The sequence below is a fragment of the Rhodococcus oxybenzonivorans genome (assembly GCF_003130705.1).
Classification (GTDB): Bacteria; Actinomycetota; Actinomycetes; order Mycobacteriales; family Mycobacteriaceae; genus Rhodococcus_F; species Rhodococcus_F oxybenzonivorans.
This window is the reverse complement of sequence record NZ_CP021354.1, coordinates 4,454,366-4,472,946: the sequence shown is the minus strand read 5'-3', so window position 1 is coordinate 4,472,946 and position 18,581 is coordinate 4,454,366. Positions and strand designations below refer to the sequence as shown.

18 protein-coding genes are annotated in these 18,581 nt (G+C 66.1%); 11 read left to right on the top strand and 7 right to left on the bottom strand.

Going from position 1 to position 18,581, the window contains the following annotated elements:
• The first annotated feature begins 90 nt into the window (after positions 1 to 90).
• Positions 91 to 1,305 (top strand): glucose-1-phosphate adenylyltransferase, encoded by a 1,215-nt coding sequence (glgC, locus tag CBI38_RS20975; protein ID WP_109331864.1) that lies wholly within the window; start codon positions 91 to 93, stop codon positions 1,303 to 1,305.
• A 1-nt stretch (position 1,306) separates the two neighbouring features.
• Here glgC and CBI38_RS20970 read toward each other — a convergent pair whose 3' ends face one another.
• A complete protein-coding gene (locus CBI38_RS20970; RefSeq protein ID WP_109331859.1) occupies positions 1,307 to 1,945 on the bottom strand; it encodes an O-methyltransferase in 639 nt (212 codons plus the stop codon).
• A gap of 299 nt (positions 1,946 to 2,244) precedes the next feature.
• On the opposite strand from CBI38_RS20970, the gene sigE reads away from it, so the two are divergent.
• The 4 genes from sigE to tatB all read left to right on the top strand — a co-directional run bounded on the left by sigE (position 2,245) and on the right by tatB (position 5,398).
• Positions 2,245 to 2,910 carry an RNA polymerase sigma factor SigE gene (gene sigE, locus CBI38_RS20965; protein ID WP_418328276.1) on the top strand — a complete coding sequence of 222 codons (666 nt, stop codon included), beginning with the start codon at positions 2,245 to 2,247 and terminating at the stop codon, positions 2,908 to 2,910.
• Positions 2,911 to 2,926: 16 nt separating this feature from the next.
• Positions 2,927 to 3,271, top strand: a complete 345-nt coding sequence (locus CBI38_RS20960; RefSeq protein ID WP_109331858.1) for an RNA polymerase subunit sigma-70 — start codon at positions 2,927 to 2,929, stop codon at positions 3,269 to 3,271.
• Between the two features lie 112 nt (positions 3,272 to 3,383).
• The gene (locus CBI38_RS20955; protein ID WP_109331855.1) at positions 3,384 to 4,904 is read left to right on the top strand and encodes a S1C family serine protease; all 1,521 of its coding nucleotides are present in this window, start codon (positions 3,384 to 3,386) and stop codon (positions 4,902 to 4,904) included.
• A 68-nt stretch (positions 4,905 to 4,972) separates the two neighbouring features.
• A complete protein-coding gene (gene tatB, locus CBI38_RS20950) occupies positions 4,973 to 5,398 on the top strand; it encodes a Sec-independent protein translocase protein TatB (protein WP_109331854.1) in 426 nt (141 codons plus the stop codon).
• Positions 5,399 to 5,465: 67 nt separating this feature from the next.
• Here the strand turns inward: tatB and CBI38_RS20945 are convergent, their stop codons facing one another.
• The 5 genes from CBI38_RS20945 to CBI38_RS20925 form a co-directional block, all read right to left on the bottom strand.
• Positions 5,466 to 6,602 (bottom strand): Mrp/NBP35 family ATP-binding protein, encoded by a 1,137-nt coding sequence (locus CBI38_RS20945; RefSeq protein WP_109331851.1) that lies wholly within the window; start codon positions 6,600 to 6,602, stop codon positions 5,466 to 5,468.
• 23 nt (positions 6,603 to 6,625) lie between these two features.
• Positions 6,626 to 7,498 (bottom strand): lytic murein transglycosylase, encoded by an 873-nt coding sequence (locus CBI38_RS20940; RefSeq protein WP_109331847.1) that lies wholly within the window; start codon positions 7,496 to 7,498, stop codon positions 6,626 to 6,628.
• A gap of 285 nt (positions 7,499 to 7,783) precedes the next feature.
• Positions 7,784 to 8,923 (bottom strand): lytic transglycosylase domain-containing protein, encoded by a 1,140-nt coding sequence (locus tag CBI38_RS20935; RefSeq protein ID WP_418328275.1) that lies wholly within the window; start codon positions 8,921 to 8,923, stop codon positions 7,784 to 7,786.
• 133 nt (positions 8,924 to 9,056) lie between these two features.
• Complete coding sequence (locus tag CBI38_RS20930; RefSeq protein ID WP_109331843.1) at positions 9,057 to 9,578, bottom strand: DUF1003 domain-containing protein; 522 nt, start codon at positions 9,576 to 9,578, stop codon at positions 9,057 to 9,059.
• Positions 9,575 to 10,846 (bottom strand): magnesium transporter MgtE N-terminal domain-containing protein, encoded by a 1,272-nt coding sequence (locus CBI38_RS20925; RefSeq protein ID WP_109331842.1) that lies wholly within the window; start codon positions 10,844 to 10,846, stop codon positions 9,575 to 9,577. Before CBI38_RS20925 ends, CBI38_RS20930 begins: the two co-directional genes overlap by 4 nt.
• A gap of 72 nt (positions 10,847 to 10,918) precedes the next feature.
• Here CBI38_RS20925 and CBI38_RS20920 point away from each other — a divergent pair, with 72 nt between their 5' ends.
• The 6 genes from CBI38_RS20920 to CBI38_RS20895 all read left to right on the top strand — a co-directional run bounded on the left by CBI38_RS20920 (position 10,919) and on the right by CBI38_RS20895 (position 17,009).
• The gene (locus tag CBI38_RS20920; protein WP_109331841.1) at positions 10,919 to 11,881 is read left to right on the top strand and encodes an HpcH/HpaI aldolase/citrate lyase family protein; all 963 of its coding nucleotides are present in this window, start codon (positions 10,919 to 10,921) and stop codon (positions 11,879 to 11,881) included.
• Between the two features lie 67 nt (positions 11,882 to 11,948).
• Positions 11,949 to 12,440 (top strand): general stress protein, encoded by a 492-nt coding sequence (locus CBI38_RS20915; RefSeq protein ID WP_109331840.1) that lies wholly within the window; start codon positions 11,949 to 11,951, stop codon positions 12,438 to 12,440.
• Positions 12,441 to 12,738: 298 nt separating this feature from the next.
• A complete protein-coding gene (locus tag CBI38_RS20910) occupies positions 12,739 to 14,058 on the top strand; it encodes an ABC transporter substrate-binding protein (RefSeq protein ID WP_204164985.1) in 1,320 nt (439 codons plus the stop codon).
• Positions 14,055 to 15,002, top strand: coding sequence for a carbohydrate ABC transporter permease (locus CBI38_RS20905; RefSeq protein WP_109331838.1), 948 nt, complete (start codon positions 14,055 to 14,057; stop codon positions 15,000 to 15,002). Before CBI38_RS20910 ends, CBI38_RS20905 begins: the two co-directional genes overlap by 4 nt.
• 2 nt (positions 15,003 to 15,004) lie before the next feature.
• Positions 15,005 to 15,835, top strand: coding sequence for a carbohydrate ABC transporter permease (locus tag CBI38_RS20900; protein WP_109331837.1), 831 nt, complete (start codon positions 15,005 to 15,007; stop codon positions 15,833 to 15,835).
• A 4-nt stretch (positions 15,836 to 15,839) separates the two neighbouring features.
• Positions 15,840 to 17,009, top strand: a complete 1,170-nt coding sequence (locus CBI38_RS20895; RefSeq protein WP_109331836.1) for an ABC transporter ATP-binding protein — start codon at positions 15,840 to 15,842, stop codon at positions 17,007 to 17,009.
• A 19-nt stretch (positions 17,010 to 17,028) separates the two neighbouring features.
• On the opposite strand, the gene CBI38_RS20890 is transcribed toward CBI38_RS20895, so the two are convergent.
• Positions 17,029 to 18,540 (bottom strand): MFS transporter, encoded by a 1,512-nt coding sequence (locus tag CBI38_RS20890; protein WP_109331835.1) that lies wholly within the window; start codon positions 18,538 to 18,540, stop codon positions 17,029 to 17,031.
• Positions 18,541 to 18,581 lie beyond the last annotated feature (41 nt).

Sequence of the window (18,581 nt, the reverse complement as noted above, 5' to 3'; positions counted from 1 at the left end):
CCAACCGATGTCGGACACATTCGGGTATCGGACGAATGGTGACTCGGCGCTTCGCTGGCGGGGGGAGAGGCCGCCCGATAGGTTGACAGGGTGAGGAGCCAGCCACATGTGCTTGGAATCGTGCTCGCCGGCGGCGAGGGCAAACGTCTCTATCCGCTCACAGCGGACAGGGCGAAGCCGGCCGTACCGTTCGGCGGTGCCTACCGGCTGATCGATTTCGTGCTCAGCAATTTGGTCAATGCGGGATATCTCCGCCTGTGTGTACTGACGCAGTACAAGTCGCACTCGTTGGACCGCCACATCTCTCAAACGTGGCGGTTGTCGGGGTTTGCCGGGGAGTACATCACTCCGGTGCCCGCGCAGCAACGTCTGGGTCCACGCTGGTACACGGGCAGCGCGGATGCGATTCTGCAGTCACTGAACCTCGTCTACGACGAGGATCCCGAGTACATCGTCGTGTTCGGCGCCGACCACGTGTACCGCATGGACCCCGAACAGATGGTGCAGCACCACATCGATTCCGGTGCCGGCGTGACGGTCGCCGGAATTCGGGTGCCGCGCAGCGAGGCCTTCGCGTTCGGGTGCATCGACAGCGACGAATCCGGCCGCATCGTGCAGTTCCTCGAAAAGCCCGCGCATCCGCCCGGCACACCGGACGACCCCAACATGACGTTCGCCTCGATGGGGAACTACGTCTTCACCACCAAGGTGCTCGTCGACGCCATTCGCGCCGACTCCGAGAACTCCGACTCCGACCACGACATGGGCGGCGACATCATCCCCGCGCTCGTGGAGGCCGGTGAGGCGTCGGTCTACGACTTCAAGGACAACGTCGTTCCCGGCGCCACCGACCGCGACCGTGGTTACTGGCGGGACGTCGGAACACTCGACGCCTTCTACGACGCACACATGGACCTGGTGTCGGTCCACCCCATCTTCAACCTCTACAACCGTCGATGGCCGATTCGCGGTGCGACGGAGAACCTGGCGCCCGCAAAATTCGTGAAGGGTGGGCTGGCTCAGGAGTCGGTGGTGGGCGCCGGGTGCATCCTCTCCGCAGCGACGGTCCGCAACTCCGTTCTCAGTTCGAACGTGATGATCGACGACGGCGCCACCGTCGAGGGCAGTGTGCTCATGCCCGGCGTGCGCATCGGCAAGGGCGCTGTGGTGCGCCGCGCCATCCTCGACAAGAACGTGGTGGTCGGAGACGGCGAGATCATCGGCGTCGACCTCGAACGGGACAAGCAGCGCTTCGCGGTGAGCAACGGCGGGGTCGTCGCCATCGGCAAGGGCGTGTGGATCTAATTCACAGCTTGGACGCGCACAGCAGGCCGTCGCCGATCGGCAGGAACACCCGGATCAGCTGATCGTCCTCGGCGAGAACCTTGGCGGCCTCACGCACAGCGACGGTGGCGGCATCACGCTGGCTCGGATCGACCACACGTCCCCCGTGGAGCGCGTTGTGCAGGACGATGGCGCCGCCGGGACGCAGGAGTCGGACGCCCTCACGCACGTAATGCGGGTGGTCGACGGGTGCACTGTCGACGAAGACGAGGTCGTACGCGCCGTCGGCGAGGCGGGGGAGCACATCGAGGGCGCGTCCGTTGATGAGCCGCGTGCGTGCGGGCGCGATGTCGTTGGTCCGGAAGGACAGCTTGGCGGCGCGCTGGTGCTCCGGTTCACTGTCGATGGTGGTGAGAACGCCGTCTTCACGCATGCCGCGGAGCAGCCACAGGCTGCTCACACCTGCGCCCGTGCCGACCTCGACTACTGTCTTGGCGTCGAGCATGCGGGCGAACAGAGCGAGAGCAGCACCGACCGCGGGCGGTACCGGTGCGGCACCGAGGTCGTCCGCCCGCTCCCTGGCCGCACCGAGGGCGTCGTCCTCACGGACGGCCCCTTCCGCGTGGGTGAGTATCCGTTCGGCGTTAGTCTGCACGCACATGAGGCTATCGGGGTCTCGTCATCGCCGCTGCGAGGCGCGCTCGATGCCGCCCGATCGGCGTGTGCGGGTTCCCCGGCGAACAGCGAAATTCTCAGGAATACCTCAGCTTGCTCACACCACACACATATCGCGGTGGGAGAGAGTATGACCATCGCCAGATCCGAAGACCGCACGGCGGGCAGATTGCAACGAGGTGAAGTACAGGCGGGGGCCGGGAACAATTCCGGACCGTCGGGAGTTGTCCCCTAATACCACGTGACGTGATCCGCGGTCCTGACCAGGAGGATCCACTTAACTCGATGAGTAACCACGCAATGGCGCGAGACGGTAACAGAACCGAGCAGCCGGGTGTCGAGCCCGCGCTGGTCGGTGGTGACGCCGTCTCTGAACCCGAGCTGACGGGCACCGCTGTGTTCGACGCCACCGGCGAGAAGTCGGCCATGCCGTCCTGGGACGAACTCGTCCGGGAACACGGCGACCGTGTCTACCGTCTGGCCTACCGGTTGTCGGGCGACGCGCAAGACGCCGAAGACCTCACCCAGGACACGTTCATTCGCGTGTTCCGCTCCTTGTCCGACTATCAGCCCGGCACCTTCGAAGGCTGGTTGCACCGCATCACCACCAATCTCTTCCTCGACATGGTCCGCCGCCGCAACCGCATCCGCATGGAAGCGTTGCCTGAGGACTACGACCGGGTCCCGGCCGACGGGCCCAACCCCGAGGAGATCTACCACGACGCCCGGCTCGACGCCGATCTGCAGGCAGCGCTCGACTCGCTGGCACCGGAGTTTCGCGCCGCCGTCGTGCTCTGTGACATCGAAGGTCTGTCATACGAGGAGATCGGTGCCACACTGGGTGTGAAACTCGGAACCGTGCGCAGTCGCATCCACCGCGGCCGCCAGGCTCTGCGTGATCATCTGGCTGTGAACGGAAAGGTTGACTCCGATCAGATCGGTGTCGGGTAGTTATCAGGAGGGACGAATGACGCAGGGGCGTGTACCTCGCCAATTTGGCTCGACGGAGCATTTGGCGAGTGAGGCGATCGCCGCCTTCGTCGACGGTGAACTCCGTATGTCCGCCTATCTGCGGGCGGCCCACCACCTGTCGATCTGCGCCGAGTGCGCGTTCGAGGTGGACGCACAGCAGCAGGCGCGGCGGGCTCTTCGTCGCAGTGCCGACGTGGCGATGCCGTCGGGGCTTCTCGGTCTGCTGAGCCAGATCCCCAGCTGCAATTCGGGCGAACCCGCCGACAAGGCCCCGTTTGCCGGACCCACTGCGGACTCGACGGTGAGTAGTCGGCTGTGGTCGCGGCGCTGGCGCCGTTGACCCTCTCGGTACCGGGGACGGCGGTGTCCGTGCGCCCGCAGTCATCGGTGATACTGGAGTCATCGGTGATACTGGGGCCCGGAACTGACTCTTACGAGGGGGACACGACAGCGTGACGGCGGATTACAAGACCCCGGGTACCGACGCCGCGGAATCCGATGCTCGCGCATCGGAGGACGGGGCCCTGCGGCCCGCCGACGCTCCGAGACTCGACCCCCGACCGGTCTACCGGCCGCAGATCGACGCAGCGTCCAGTCGTGCGTTCGGCCGCCCCGGTGGGGTCACCGGCTCCTTCGCTCCGTCCGGCGCTCAGCGTGAGAGCGAACCGGCCGTCAAGGTGCGCGCCCCCGACCCCGTCCTCGCGGAGGCTTTCGGCCGACCGCCCGGTGAGACGGAGACCATCCAGCGCGATCCCCACAACACACCGGAAGTAGTGCCCGACGAGGCGCCCCCTGCCGACCCCTGGCGGAACCCCGAAGCGGGAGTCGAACTGGGATCGCCGGCCCTGCACGCCCGGGAACGTACGGAGCCCCCTGCCCCCGCCCTCACGGCCCGCGAAGTCCTCTTCGGCGGCAAGGTCGCACCCCGCGCACTCGCGACATTGGGCGCACTCGCACTGGCGATCGGCCTGATCGGCGGGCTCCTCGCTGCGGTCATCACCGCCGACCGCAGCTCTCTCACCAGCCAGCGGGTCACGCTCGCGCAGAACGGCGGAGACGAAGACCTCGGACAGTCGCAGGTGGCGCAGGTCGCCGATGCCGTGCTCCCCGCCGTCGTGTCGATCCAGGTGGCGGTCGGTGACCAGGGAAGCACCGGTTCGGGAGTCGTCATCGACGGTGCCGGCTACATCGTCACCAACAACCACGTCATCTCCGCCGCGGCCACCGCGCCGGACGGCGGCAAGATCCAGGTGATCTTCGCGGACGGCACCAAAACCGAGGCACAGATCGTCGGGCGCGACATCAAGATGGATCTCGCCGTGCTCAAGGTGGCGGCCGACAACCTCACCGTTGCGGAGCTGGGCAGGTCCGAGGACGTGCAGGTAGGCGAGGACGTCGTGGCCGTCGGTTCGCCGCTCGGCCTCAGCAAGACCGTCACACGCGGAATCGTCAGCGCCCTGCACAGGCCGATGCGGCTGTCGGGCGAGGGCTCCGACACCAATGCCGTCATCGACGCGGTTCAAACGGACGCCGCGATCAACCACGGCAACTCGGGCGGCGCGCTCGTCGACGACACCGGACGCGTCATCGGCATCAACACCGCCATGCTCAGTGAGTCCGGCGGGTCGGTGGGCCTCGGCTTCGCAATCCCGATCGACGACGTCACGACGGTGGCGCAAACCCTCATTCGCGACGGGGAGATGCACCACCCCGAGATCGGGGTCAATGCGCGCACCGTGGTCAACGACAACACCAGCGGTGCAGAGGTGGCCAACGTCCAGTCGGACAGCCCTGCGGCGCAGGCCGGCATCGTGGAAAAGGACGTGATCGTGAAGGTGGGGGATCGGACGGTGACCAGCGCAGACGAACTCGTCGTCGCGGTCAACCTCCAGAAGATCGGCCAGCCGGTGAGGGTCCAGCTGATCCGTGAGGGGCGGCTCGTCGACGTCGACGTGACCCCGGCCTCGGACTGACTCCCGATTCGCTGTGAGTTCCCCCTTCCGCCTGGGCGTCGGCCCGCACCGCACAGTAGGCTGACCACGTGTTCGGCAACATTGGGTGGGGCGAGTTCATGGTCCTCCTCGTCGCAGCTCTGGTCATTCTGGGACCCGAGCGGCTTCCGGGAGCGGTCAGTTGGGTCACGCGATCCTTGCGGCAGGTCCGCGAGTACGCGAGCGGCGCGAGCCAGCAACTGAAGGATGAACTCGGACCGGAGTTCGATGATCTCCGCAAGCCGCTGGCCGACCTCAATCAGCTGCGCGGTATGACCCCCCGCGCCGTGATCACCAAACACCTGCTCGACGGCGACGATTCGATTCTCACCGGCAACTTCGACAAGCCGAATGCGGTGTCGTTCGACAAGCCGGGAATGAAGGCGGTCAGCGCCGATCCGTCGACGCCCACCCCGCCGCAGAACAAGCCGCTCGCGGCAGGCGAGCGTCCCCCCATCGACACCGACGCAACCTAGGCCCTCCGGGCTCGTGCGCCTTTCTGGTTGTTCCTGCTACCAGAAGGGCGCACAGGCGCGAAGCGCCTCAGAGGTGGCGGGTGGTGTCGATCCCCAACGACATTCCAGCGAGCCCACGCTTGCGCACCGCCAGCTTGTCGGCCACCTCGCGGAGGGCGATTGCCGCCGGCGAATCGGGATGACCGAGCACGATGGGCACACCGCCGTCGCCGCCCTCACGCACCGCCTGCTCGAGGGGGATTTGCCCCAGCAAGGGCACCGAGGCGCCCACGGCTCTCGTGAGCCGGTCAGCAACGGCCTGACCGCCACCCGAACCGAACACGTCCATCCGAGTGCCGTCGGGCAGGTCCATCCACGACATGTTCTCCACCACACCGACGATGCGCTGACGGGTCTGCAAGGCGATGGCCCCCGCCCGCTCGGCCACCTCGGCCGCCGCCTGTTGCGGTGTCGTGACCACGAGGATCTCTGCCCCCGGAATGAGCTGGGCCACGGAAATGGCGACGTCACCGGTTCCGGGCGGAAGGTCGAGGAGCAGGACGTCGAGGTCGCCCCAGAAGACGTCGGCGAGGAACTGCTGCAGCGCGCGGTGCAGCATCGGGCCACGCCACACCACCGGAGTGTTGCCCTGAGTGAACTGGGCGATCGAAATCATCTTCACGTCGTGCGCGACGGGCGGCATGATCATGCGCTCCACCTGGGTGGGCTTGGCGTCGGTGCCGAGCATGCGGGGAACGGAGTGACCGTAGATATCGGCGTCGAGGACACCGACGGACAGACCTCGGGCGGCCATCGATGCGGCCAGGTTGACGGTCACACTCGATTTGCCGACGCCACCCTTACCGGAGGCGACCGCATACACGCGGGTGAGTGAGCCCGGCTGCGCGAAGGGAATGACCGGCTCGGCAGAGTCGCCGCGCAACGACTTACGCAGTTCGGTGCGCTGCTCGTCGCTCATCACGTCGAGTTCGACGCGGATCGCGCCCACACCCGGCACATCGGCCACGGCTTTCGTGACGCGGTCGCTGATCTCGGTCCGCATCGGGCAGCCGGCAGTGGTGAGGTAGATGGCGATGTCGACACTGTCGTCGTCGGCGATGTCGACGCTCTTGACCATCCCGAGTTCGGTGATCGGTTTCCGGATCTCGGGATCTTGGACGCGCGCCAAGGCGCTACGAACAGCGGACTCGCTCAGGACTGACATAAGTCAATGGTAGGGATGTGTCCTCAGTGGATGCGCGGCAGGTCGGACGCAGCCGGGACGATGCCGCTGGCGTAGCCCGCGGACCAGGCCAAGACATTGGCGACGTAGGCAGCCGAGTTGTTGTAACGGTGGACCGCCTTGGCCGCCTGGATCGGGTCGCGGACATCCAAACCGCCGTCACACAGATACTTTCCGGTGGTGAGCGCGGAGTCGAAGAGGTTCTGCGGGTCGGCGGCGCCGTCTCCGTTGCCGTCGCCTGCGTAGCGGTTCCACGTCTCCGGAAGGAACTGTGTGGGCCCGACCGCGCGGTCGTAGTTGCTGTCGCCGTCCAGCCGTCCACCGTCGGTGTCGCGAATCACGGCATTGCCGGCGAGGTGACCGTCGAGGACCGGACCGAGAACGGCGTCGAGCATGTTGCCCTTGTCGTCGGCCTTGCCGTCGTAGGCGTGAGTCGACTCCACGCGGCCGATGCCGGCGATGAGCGTCCAGTACATGCCGCACCCGGGCTGCTCGACAGCGAGGATGCGCTCGGCGTTCTGGTAGGCCGACACGTTGATGGCAGGTATGCCGAGGGCGCCCTGGGCGATGCTGGCCGGAAGCGGCGGCGTGGCCTGAACCGGGGCCAGGGCAGGTGCGGGGGCCTGCTCCACTGCGGGCGTGGCCTCCACGGCGGCGGTGTCGGCGACAGGGGTGACAGCCTCGGCGTTCGGTGCGGCGGTCGCTTCCTGGGCAACGTCCGCGACGTCCGCGGCGGCTTCAGAGCTGAAGAACGGGACCTTGGGGGTGGCTCCGGCCGTGTTGGCTGCGGTGACCAGACCGATGGGAATCAGTCCGGTGAGCGCGATGACCGAATTGCGGCGGATATGGGAATCCGTCTTCTTGTTGTGCCGACCCACTCGATTGCCTCCTGCGACCCCGTTCGGGATGTGCCTGTGAACTGGACGGCACGAGGCTACCCGATTCGAGACATTTCCGTTACGCAACCGTGATCAATACGGGTGAGAGACGCGGGTCTGTTACCTGAGGAACCCGTCCAGGAAGGGTAACGAACACGGAAAGGTCACGCCCGCAGGCGGCTCAGCGCGGAAGGCAGCGCGACTCGACGCCAGAACCCGGAAGACATACGAAAACGCCGCCGCCGCCCGGCTTCGGCCGGGCGACGGCGGCGATCGAGGAAACTTCTAGCGAACTCCCACGGCCGGGGCGATTGGCGGCGGGGGAGCGGCCGGTTCCGCAGGCGCCGGCGCGGGTGCCGGAGCGGCCGGGTCGGCAGGTGGGCAGAAGAACACACACGGGAGTGCGGGTAGCGCAGGCAAGCCGGGGATCAGCGGTGCAGGCGCCGGAGTGGTCGGAGTCGGTGTCGCGTCGGGCGGGAGCTCCGGTGGAGCCGCGAGCTCACGGGCGAGGTCGGATCCGTTCGCCGCAGCGTCGGTGAGGCTACCGGGCGGCGGAGTGCTCGAGTCGGACAGCTGACTCGGGGTGGGCGTACCACCGTTCCGGTAGGCGTTCGACCACGTAATGACGTTGGCGGCGTAGGTTCCCGAATTGTTGTAGCGGAGAACCGCGCGGGTCTCCTGGAGTGGATCACGGAGGTCGAGTCCCCCCGAGCAGAGGTATCGGGCGGCGGCGAGGGTTGCGTCGAATACGTTGTTGGGATCTGCAGCGCCGTCCGCATTGCCGTCCGACGCGTATTTCGCCCACGTGGACGGAATGAACTGCATCGGCCCCACCGCCCGATCGTGTCCGGCGTCGCCGTCGGTGGCGCCGCGGTCGGTATCGCGGATCACCTCGTTGCCGGCCAGCCGGCCGTCCAGCACCGGTCCCAGAATCGGGGTGACGGTGGTGCCGGACGAGTCTGTCCGGCCTCCACCGGCATGCCCCGATTCGATGCGCCCGATACCCGCCAGCAAATGCCAGGGCACCCCGCACTTGGGTGCCTCCACCATCAAGGTGAGTTCCGCCGAGCGGTACGCGTTGAGCACGATCTCGGGGATGCCGAGCGAACTGAGAATCACCGGTGCGGCGATCAACCCTGTTCCGGTGGGAGACGCGGGCGATGTGGGATTTATCACCACGGGCGAGGGAGGTGGAGGCGCCGCGCGCTGCGACCTCGCGACCCGCGGTGCAGGCGCCACGAAGCCCGCGGGCGGTAGGTAGGCGTCCTGCGGCTCACTCACCGGAGACAGACGCGTGGCCGACGCCAGCGCGGCCGTCTCGACCGCCGGGTTCTGACGGGTGTCGACGGCCGAGACAGGGCCGGAACTACCCGTCGAGGATCCGAGCGTTGCGGCGGCGCCCACCGTCAGGGCAGCAACCGTCACCAGTCCACGTATCCGCACTCCACCACCCCCTGCGGTGCTCTTGCTTGTCGCACACCGCGTACATCCGAGAAGTTGTGATCGACGTTACATATCCGTGACTGCGTGTGCCGAGGAATGCGCGAATGACCGGCGATCATTTGCGCCGGGGCCGGGCCTCTTCCTCGTCGCCGAGCAGGGTCTTGATCTCCTCGAGTTCCCGGCGGAGGTAGTCACGGGTGGCCACCTCGCCGATCGCGATGCGCAGGGCGGCGAGTTCGCGCGCCAGGAACTCGGTATCCGCCTTGGTCTGTTCCGCCCGCGACCGGTCCTCCTCGAGCGAGACGCGGTCCCGGTTCTCCTGTCGGTTCTGGGCCAGCAGGATCAGCGGGGCCGCATAGGCGGCCTGGGTGGAGAACGCGAGGTTGAGGAGGATGAAGGGGTACGGATCCCACTTCAGCTCGACGGCGAAGATGTTGAGGACGATCCAGATGATCACGACCACGGTCTGGATCACCAGGTACCGGCCGGTCCCTAGGAAACGAGCGAAGTTCTCACTGGCACGGCCGACCGCTTCCACGTCGTAGGTGAAGCGGAACCGCCGGGCGCCGCGAGGGGTGTCGAGCCTTTGCCGATCCGACAGTCCACGGGCCGACACGCTGGGGACCTTCTCGCTCATCCGTCGATCTCCTCTTCACGCCAGTCCTCCGGAAGGAGATGGTCCAGGACGTCGTCGACGGTGACCGCGCCGATCAGGTGATTCTCGTCGTCCACCACGGGACCGCACACGAGGTTGTAGCTGGCGAAGTACCGCGTGACGGCCGCCAGGGAGTCGTCGGCCGCGAGACGTGGGAGACCGGTGTCGAGCAGACCCCCCACGAGGCTCGCGGGTGGTTCCCGCAGCAGCTTCTGCAGGTGCACGCATCCCAGATAGCGGCCGGTCGGCGTGGCCGTCGGCGGCCTGACGACGAAGATCATGCTCGCGAGCGCGGGCGTCACATCCTCGTTGCGAGCGCGGGCCAATGCTTCCGCCACCGTTGTGGACGCCGTCAGCACCACCGGTTCGGGAGTCATCAGACCACCGGCCGTGTCCGGCGAGTGCTCGAGCAGCCTTCGGACGGGTTCCGAGTCCTGCGGGTCCATCAGTTGGAGCAGTGATTCTGCTTCCGTCTCGGGCAGCTCGCCGAGAAGGTCGGCGGCGTCGTCGGGATCCATGGCCTCGAGGATGTCGGCGGCCCGCTCCACCTCGAGGTGCATCAGAAGGTCGGTCTGATCATCGGACGGCAACTCCTGCACGACGTCGGCCAGGCGCTCGTCGTCGAGAGCGAGTGCGAGCTCGTGCCGTCGTTTGTCCGGGAGCTCACGCATGGCGTTGGCCACGTCGGCGGGACGCATGCCCTCGTATTGCATCAGGAGTGCGGACACTCCCTGGCCCGGCATCGACAGATCGGAATGCGTGAGCCCCTGCACGTGCTGCCACTCGACGATGTGAATGGCGGTACGCCGGCCGAGGCGGCCGCGATGGCCGCGCACCGCGACCTTCGACACCACCCAGTCACGGCTACGGGTCAGTTCGATGCCGAGATCGACCACCACCGTGTCGACCCCGTGCAGTTCCGCGAGTTCCGGGTCGTCAACCCGCACGCGAGAATCGAGGACCTGCGCGAGCGCGAGAACCTCGCCCGGACGCTGCGTGAACCGGCGCAGACTGACGTTCCCCGTGGTCAGTGTCACCGAACTCGGCTCGATCGCCGTGACCCGCAGCATGGGCACGAAGATGCGCTTGCGCGTGAATAATTCGATGACCAGCCCCAGCACCCGCGGTTGCTGGCGCCCGATGCGAACGGTGATGACCACGTCCCGCACCCGGCCGATCGACTCACCGTCGGGCCCGAGTACCACCAGGCCGGCCAGCCTGGCTGCAAAAACCTTGTTCGCAGCTGCCATGATTGCCAGGCTAGATCCTCGTACGGGGATCCAGGCAATCGAACACCTGTGGAAAGTGGAGGATCGTCCGTCATGAGTTCCGTCTTCAGGCCACGCCGATCGGTTCTGGCTGTTCCGGGCAGCAGTCGCAAGATGATCGACAAGGCCAAGGGGCTTCCCGCGGACGAGGTCTTCCTCGACCTCGAGGACGCCGTGGCGCCGTTGGCGAAGCAGGAAGCCCGCGTCACCGTCGCGGACGCCCTTGCCGAGAACGGGTGGGGAGAACAGATCAAGGTGGTGCGGGTCAACGACTGGACCACCGAGTGGACCCATACCGACGTCGCCGAGGTCGTCGGGCGTGCGGGCGCGCACCTCGATGCCATCTTGCTGCCGAAAGTGCCGGACGCCAGCCACGTTCAGGCCCTCGACCTACTGCTGACCCAGATCGAGAAGGCCAACGGGTTGGAGGTCGGGCGGATCGGGATCGAACCGCAGATCGAGAACGCCATCGGACTCACCAACATCAACGCCATCGCAACGGCCAGTCCCCGGGTGCAGACGCTGGTGTTCGGGCCGGCGGATTTCATGGCGAGTATCAACATGCGCACGCTGGTGGTCGGGGAACAGCCGGACGGCTACGACCGCGGTGACGCCTACCATCACATACTGATGACGATCCTCATGGCCGCACGCGCACACGGCATCCAGGCCATCGACGGGCCGTATCTTCAGATCCGCGACGTGGAGGCATTCCGGCGTTCTGCGCAGCGCACCGCCGCTCTGGGTTTCGACGGGAAATGGGTGCTGCATCCCACGCAGATCGATGCGGCCAACGAAGTGTTCAGCCCCCGACAGGGCGATTTCGACCGCGCCGAACTGATCCTCGACGCCTACGAGTTCCACACGTCGGCGGCCGGCGGAGGACGTGGCGCAGTGATGCTCGGTGACGAGATGATCGACGAGGCCAGTCGGAAGATGGCCCTCGTGATCTCGGCCAAGGGCCGTGCCGCGGGAATGACGCGGACCTCCGAGTTCACGCCGCCCGACGAGCGTTAGCGGAAACAGGCAGAATGGTTCTCACAGGATCGATCCTGAGAGAATTACACGAGGAGACCAGCTGACGATGACGAATCCACTCGGACAGTCCAACGGGGCGCGGCGAGGGGCTCTGCCGGAACCTCCCACGGGCTGGCCCATCGGTTCGTACCCGACGTACGCGGAGGCGCAGCGTGCCGTCGACTACCTGTCGGATCAGGAGTTCTCGGTCGAGGACGTCACCATCGTCGGAGTGAACCTCATGCAGGTCGAGCGAGTACTCGGCCGGTTGACGTGGGCCAAAGTCATTGGCGGCGGCATCGTTTCAGGTGCCTGGCTCGGTGTCTTCTTCGGCCTTCTGCTGGGTATCGTCACGGGCGGATTCCTCGCACCGCTCGTGGTGGGCATCGTCGGCGGCATCATCTTCGGGCTGATCTCCACCACCATCCCGTATGCGGCCACTCGCGGTACCCGTGACTTCGCGTCCACAATGCAATTGGTCGCCGGGCGGTACGACGTGCTGTGTGAGCCGAAGACCGCGGAGGCGGCGCGCGACATGCTGGCCAAGCTGGCGCTCTGAACCGAGACGTGGGCGGGCTCGTATTACGGATTGCGCGCTTTTCGTCTCGTTCGCGGTGATTTCCGCCAGTTTCAGGTCGATCTCGGATAGGTTTACGGCGCAATGCGAGGGGTCTTCCCCTCGGTGAAACCGTGACCTGGCGGGACTGCACGATCCGGCAGGAACCACTGTGCGGGCCTGCGTGCCAGCCGTACCGCGACTGGGTTCGTGAGGACCGCTCGAGGAGGCGGCTGTGCGGCGTACATCGACAGAATCCGGTCGTCCGGGCAGGCCCGGACTCGCAGTCAGATGGGGCCTCATCGGCGCGGCCACCGTCCTGACGGTTCCGCTGCTGGCGGCGTGCGGTTCACCGGACAGCGGCACCGTGCTCAGCTTCTACACGGCGGCCGACGGTGCGGAACAGTATGCCGAGGCCGCAGCCAACTGCACGGCCGCGGCCGGTGGCCGATACACGATCGAGCAACGCACCCTTCCGAAGGGGGCAGACGATCAGCGACTGCAGTTGGCCCGGCGCCTCACCGGAAACGACACCTCGCTCGACATCATGACGCTCGACGTCGTGTGGACGGCCGAGTTCGCCGAGGCGGGGTGGGCATTGCCGTTGCCCGACGATGTGGCGGCCGAGGTCACCGAGGGCACTCTCGAAGGCCCCCTCGAGTCGGCCCGGTGGCAGGATCAGCTGTACGCCGCGCCGCTGAACACCAACACGCAGTTGCTCTGGTACCGCAAGGACCTCATGCCTGGTGGGCAACCGCCGCAGACGTGGGATCAGATGATCGATATCTCCGAGAGGCTGGCGAGTGAGGGCCGGCCCAGCTGGATCGGGGTGCAGGGCAAGCAGTACGAGGGTTTGATGGTGTGGTTCAACACCCTGCTGGCCAGCGCGGGCGGATCCGTCGTCGGCGAGGACGGAACCACCGTGACCGTCGCGGACGGTGACGGTGCGCTGAAAGCCCTCGAGGTGATGAAGCGAGTAGCCACCGCACAGGGCGCCGACCCGTCCATTTCTCAGGGCGACGAGGCGTCGTCCCGTCTCGGCATGGAAAGCGGACGCGCGGCCTTCGAGGTCAACTGGCCTTTCGTTCTTCCCGGCATGATCGAGAATGCGGAGAAGGGTGACCTGCCGTTCATCGACGACAAGGGCAACACCACCTCCGTCGATACCGGTAACACGGTGCTCACGGTCGACGGGCAGCAGAACTTCCTCGCCGCTCCGTACCCCGCGGTGATTCCCGGCCGGCCGGCCGAGGTCACGATCGGTGGATTCAACATCGCGGTCGCGAAGACCAGCCGGCACCCCGACCTCGCGTTCGAAGCGGTGTCCTGCCTACGTAACGAGGAGAACCAGCGCAACAATGCCGTCAACGGTGGTGTGCCGCCCACGTTGGCGAGGCTGTACGACGATCCGGCATTCCAGGAGGCGTATCCCGCCTGGCAGCAGGTGCGTGACGGCCTGAACACGGCGGCGGTGCGTCCGGTTTCGCCCGCGTACCAGAGCATCTCGACCCTGATCACCGCCACGTTGAACCCGGTCGGTGACATCGATCCGCCGCGTACCGTCGACGAACTCGCCGAGCAGGTGCGTAAGGCGGTCAACTCGGAAGGACTGATTCCGTGACGACCGAAGCCGTGCCGGTGGACCGGACCGACGAGCCGGCAGCGCCGACGAAGAGACAGGTGTCCGAGGGGAAGAAGGCCGAGCGCCGGCTGGGACTGTGGCTGGTGGCACCGGCTGCGATTCTCATGATCGCCGTGACGGCCTATCCGGTGGTCTACGCGGTGTGGTTGAGCCTGCAGCGCTACGACCTCCGATTCCCCGACGACCGCAAGTTCGTCGGCCTCGCCAATTACGTGTCGGTGTTGTCGGACGGGTACTGGTGGCAGGCGTTCGTGGTCACGGTGGGCATCACGGCCGTGTCTGTGGTGATCGAATTCGTGCTGGGTCTGATTCTCGCACTGGTCATGCACCGCACGATCGTGGGCAAGGGGCTCGTGCGGACCGTGGTGCTCATTCCCTACGGCATCGTCACCGTGGCCGCCGCCTACAGCTGGTACTACGCGTGGACGCCGGGAACCGGCTACCTCGCAAATCTGCTACCCGACGGCAGTGCTCCCCTCACGCAGCAGATTCCGTCGCTCGCGATCATCGTCCTCGCCGAGGTCTGGAAGACCACGCCGTTCATGGCCCTGCTGCTGCTGGCCGGTCTCGCCCTAGTACCTGACGATCTGCTCAAGGCGGCACAGGTCGACGGCGCCGGGGCTTGGACCCGGCTGGTGCGCATCATTCTCCCGCTCATGAAACCGGCCATCCTCGTGGCGTTGTTGTTCCGCACCCTCGACGCGTTCCGGATCTTCGACAATATCTACGTGCTCACCAAGGGCGCCAACGACACCGGCTCCCTGTCGATCCTCGGCTACGACAACCTGTTCAAGGCCTTCAATCTCGGAATCGGTTCGGCCATCAGCGTTCTGATCTTTCTCTGCGTGGCCGTCCTCGCATTCGTCTTCATCAAGCTCTTCGGTGCCTCGGCTCCCGGGTCCGACACGGAAGGAAAGCGATAACCATGGTCGAAACAAAGCAACGCAGGCTGAGCTGGTCGGCGGTCAACTTGCTGGTCCTGCTGTATGCGCTCGTTCCTGTGCTCTGGATAGCCAGCTTGTCGTTCAAGCCCGCGGGCACCATCAAGGACGGCAAGCTCATCCCGGAGAAGTGGACGCTCGACAACTACCGCGGAATCTTCTCGACCGACGCGTTCACCAGCGCGCTGATCAACTCCATCGGCATCGGTCTGATCGCCACGGTGATCGCGGTGGTAATCGGGACGATGGCTGCCTACGCGATTGCCCGACTCGACTTTCCGGGCAAGAAGCTCCTGGTGGGGGTGGCGCTGTTGATCGCGATGTTCCCGCAGATCTCCCTCGTGAGCCCGCTGTTCGACATCGAGCGCCGACTCGGATTGTTCGACACCTGGGCCGGTTTGATCCTGCCGTACATCACGTTCGCGCTTCCCTTGGCGATCTACACGTTGTCGGCCTTCTTCAAGGAGATCCCCTGGGAGCTGGAGAAAGCGGCCAAGATGGACGGCGCCACACCGGCGCAGGCGTTCCGGAAAGTGGTCGCACCGCTTGCGGCGCCCGGTATCGTCACCGCGGCAATCCTCGTGTTCATCTTCTGCTGGAACGACCTGTTGTTCGCGATTTCGCTGACCTCCACGGAGCGCTCGATCACCGCACCGGCGGCGATCGCCAACTTCACCGGCGCTTCGCAGTTCGAAGAGCCGACGGGGTCGATCGCCGCCGCTGCGATGGTGATCACCATTCCGATCATCGTCTTCGTGCTCTTCTTCCAACGACGCATCGTGGCCGGTCTGACGTCCGGCGCAGTGAAGGGATAAACCTGTGGCCGAGATTGTGCTGGACAAGGTAACCAAGCTCTACCCGGACGGTGCGCGGGCGGTGAGCGACGTCGACATCACGATCGCCGACGGCGAATTCATCATTCTGGTCGGTCCGTCGGGTTGCGGTAAATCGACGACCCTCAACATGATCGCGGGCCTCGAGGACATTTCGTCCGGTGAGCTGCGCATCGCCGGCGAGAGGGTGAACGAGAAGGCGCCGAAGGACCGGGACATCGCCATGGTGTTCCAGTCGTACGCGTTGTATCCGCACATGACGGTGCGCCAGAACATTGCGTTCCCGTTGACGCTGGCGAAGATGTCGAAGTCGGAGATCGCGGCCAAGGTGGACGATGCCGCGAAGATCCTCGATCTCACCCAGCACCTCGACCGCAAGCCGTCCAATCTGTCGGGCGGACAGCGACAGCGGGTCGCGATGGGGCGGGCAATCGTCCGCAGTCCCAAAGCGTTCTTGATGGACGAGCCGCTGTCCAACCTCGACGCCAAGCTCCGCGTGCAGATGCGCACCGAAATTTCCCGCCTCCAGCAACGTCTGGGAACGACCACGGTGTATGTGACCCACGATCAGACCGAGGCGATGACTCTCGGCGACCGGGTGGTGGTGCTGCGCGGGGGACTCGTCCAGCAGATCGGGGCACCGCAGGAGTTGTACGACCATCCCAACAATCTGTTCGTTGCCGGGTTCATCGGATCGCCGTCGATGAACTTCTTCCCCGGACAGCTGACAGCGGACGGGATTTCGACTCCCCTCGGGAACTTCGCGCTGCCTCCGCGCTCGCGTGAGAAGGTCACCTCCTCCGGGGCGTCGAAGGACGTCGTGGTCGGTATCCGCCCGGAGCACTTCGAGGACGCCGGGTTGATCGACGCGGATCAGAAAGCCGCTGGTGCCACGTTCACCGCTCAGGTCGAGGTGCTCGAGTCGATGGGCTCGGACAAGTATGTCTACTTCTCCGCAGAAGGACCACAGGTGAGTTCGCGGGAACTCGAGGAGCTCGCTGCCGACTCGGGCACCGAGGTCGCGGGTGGGGGACATCTGGTGGCTCGGTTGTCGACCGAGTCGTCTGCGGCGCAGGGCAGCCCGGTGGAGTTGTGGTTCGATCCCGCGAAAGTCGCGGTGTTCGATCAGGATTCCGGGGCCAATATCACTCGCTGACCGAGGGGACAAGGCGAACTCATGACGTCCTCTGCCGTTCGCCGGGGCTCGTGTTCGCGCCACCGAGGCCGCCCACCGTGCCCCATTCGGCAGCGAGCGCGGTGGCATGGATCTCGTCCTCTTCCGCGTCGGAGGGTGTGCGGATCACGCGGGTGATACCGAAGAAGGGCAGCAGCCCGGCGAGAGCGGCGGCAACGGCGCCGGTGACGAACGCGATGAGGTAGGCGGATTCGGCCGCGAGGTCGGTGCCGGAGAGAGTGATTTCGGCCAGCAGGGTCGCAATGAGGGCGCTGGCGAACGCGCTGCCCACCGACCGCGCGATCGAGTTGATGCTGTTGGCCACGCCGGTCTCGTCCTGCCGGACCTCGGCGACCAACAGCGAGGGCAGCGCCGCGTAGGCAAGGCTGATGTAGGTGTTGATCAGCAGGATGGCGGTGATCACCTGCCAGGTGTGGTCGTGGGCGACGATGAACAGGATGAAGCCTGCGACGCCGACCACGCTGGCGCCGATGAGCACGACACGCGCGCCGACGTGGCGGATCATCGTGCCACTGAGGATCGAGGCGAGGACTCCGCTGACCGCGCCGGGTAACAGGTACACGGTGCTGGCCTCGAGCACGGTGGCGCCGAAGCCGTATCCGGCGACCGAACGGGACGTCTGCACGAAGTACGAACTGCCCAGGAACATCACGAACATCGACATTCCCACCACGAGGGCGGACAGGTGTGTGACGAGGACCGGCGGATCGGTGAGCAACCGGGGTGCCACCAACGGATGAGCGATTCTGCGCTCGTACAGGAACCACCCGGTCAGGACGAGCAGTCCGGCAGCACCGCTGATGATGGTGGCGGGCGAACCCCATCCCCAGGTGCTTCCCTCGGACAACGGGAGCAGGACGAGGACGAGGCCGGCGGCGAGACCCACCGCACCGATCCAGTCCATTGACCCCGATCCCGTCCGCGCGCGCCGGGGAATCGCGAACCACGCCAGGACGAGACCTGCAAGCGTGATCGCAGAGGAGAGCCAGAAGATCCGGTGGAAGTCGGCGCCGTCGGCGACGAGCACCCCGGTGAGGACGATCCCGAAACATCCGCCGAAACCCAGAGTTCCCGAGAGAATGCCCATCGCCCCGGTCAGCTTCTCGGGGGGCAGCTCGTCGCGCAGGACTGCAATTCCGATGGGGAACAGTGCGAACGAGACGCCTTGCAGCACTCGGGCAACGATGAGCACACCGATCGACGTGGCGACCGCGCCGAGCAACGAGCCCAGAAGCACGATCACGAGCACACCGAGCAGCACCGGGCGTGTGCCGCGAAGATCGGCGAGCCGGCCGAGTAGGGGCGTCGCAGTGGCAGCTGCGAGCAGGTTGGCGGTGAGGAGCCACCCGACGGCGGTGGGCCCGACCTCGAGTTGGGCGCCGATCGTGCCGACGATCGGTACCACCAAGGTCTGGAGAACCGCCAGAATCATGACGATGAAGCACATGACCGGCAGCAGCATCCTCGGCGTGGGTCCGGGTTCTGCGCTCATGTGGTCCTCCGTGCGTCGTCCTGTCGACACTGACAGATAAA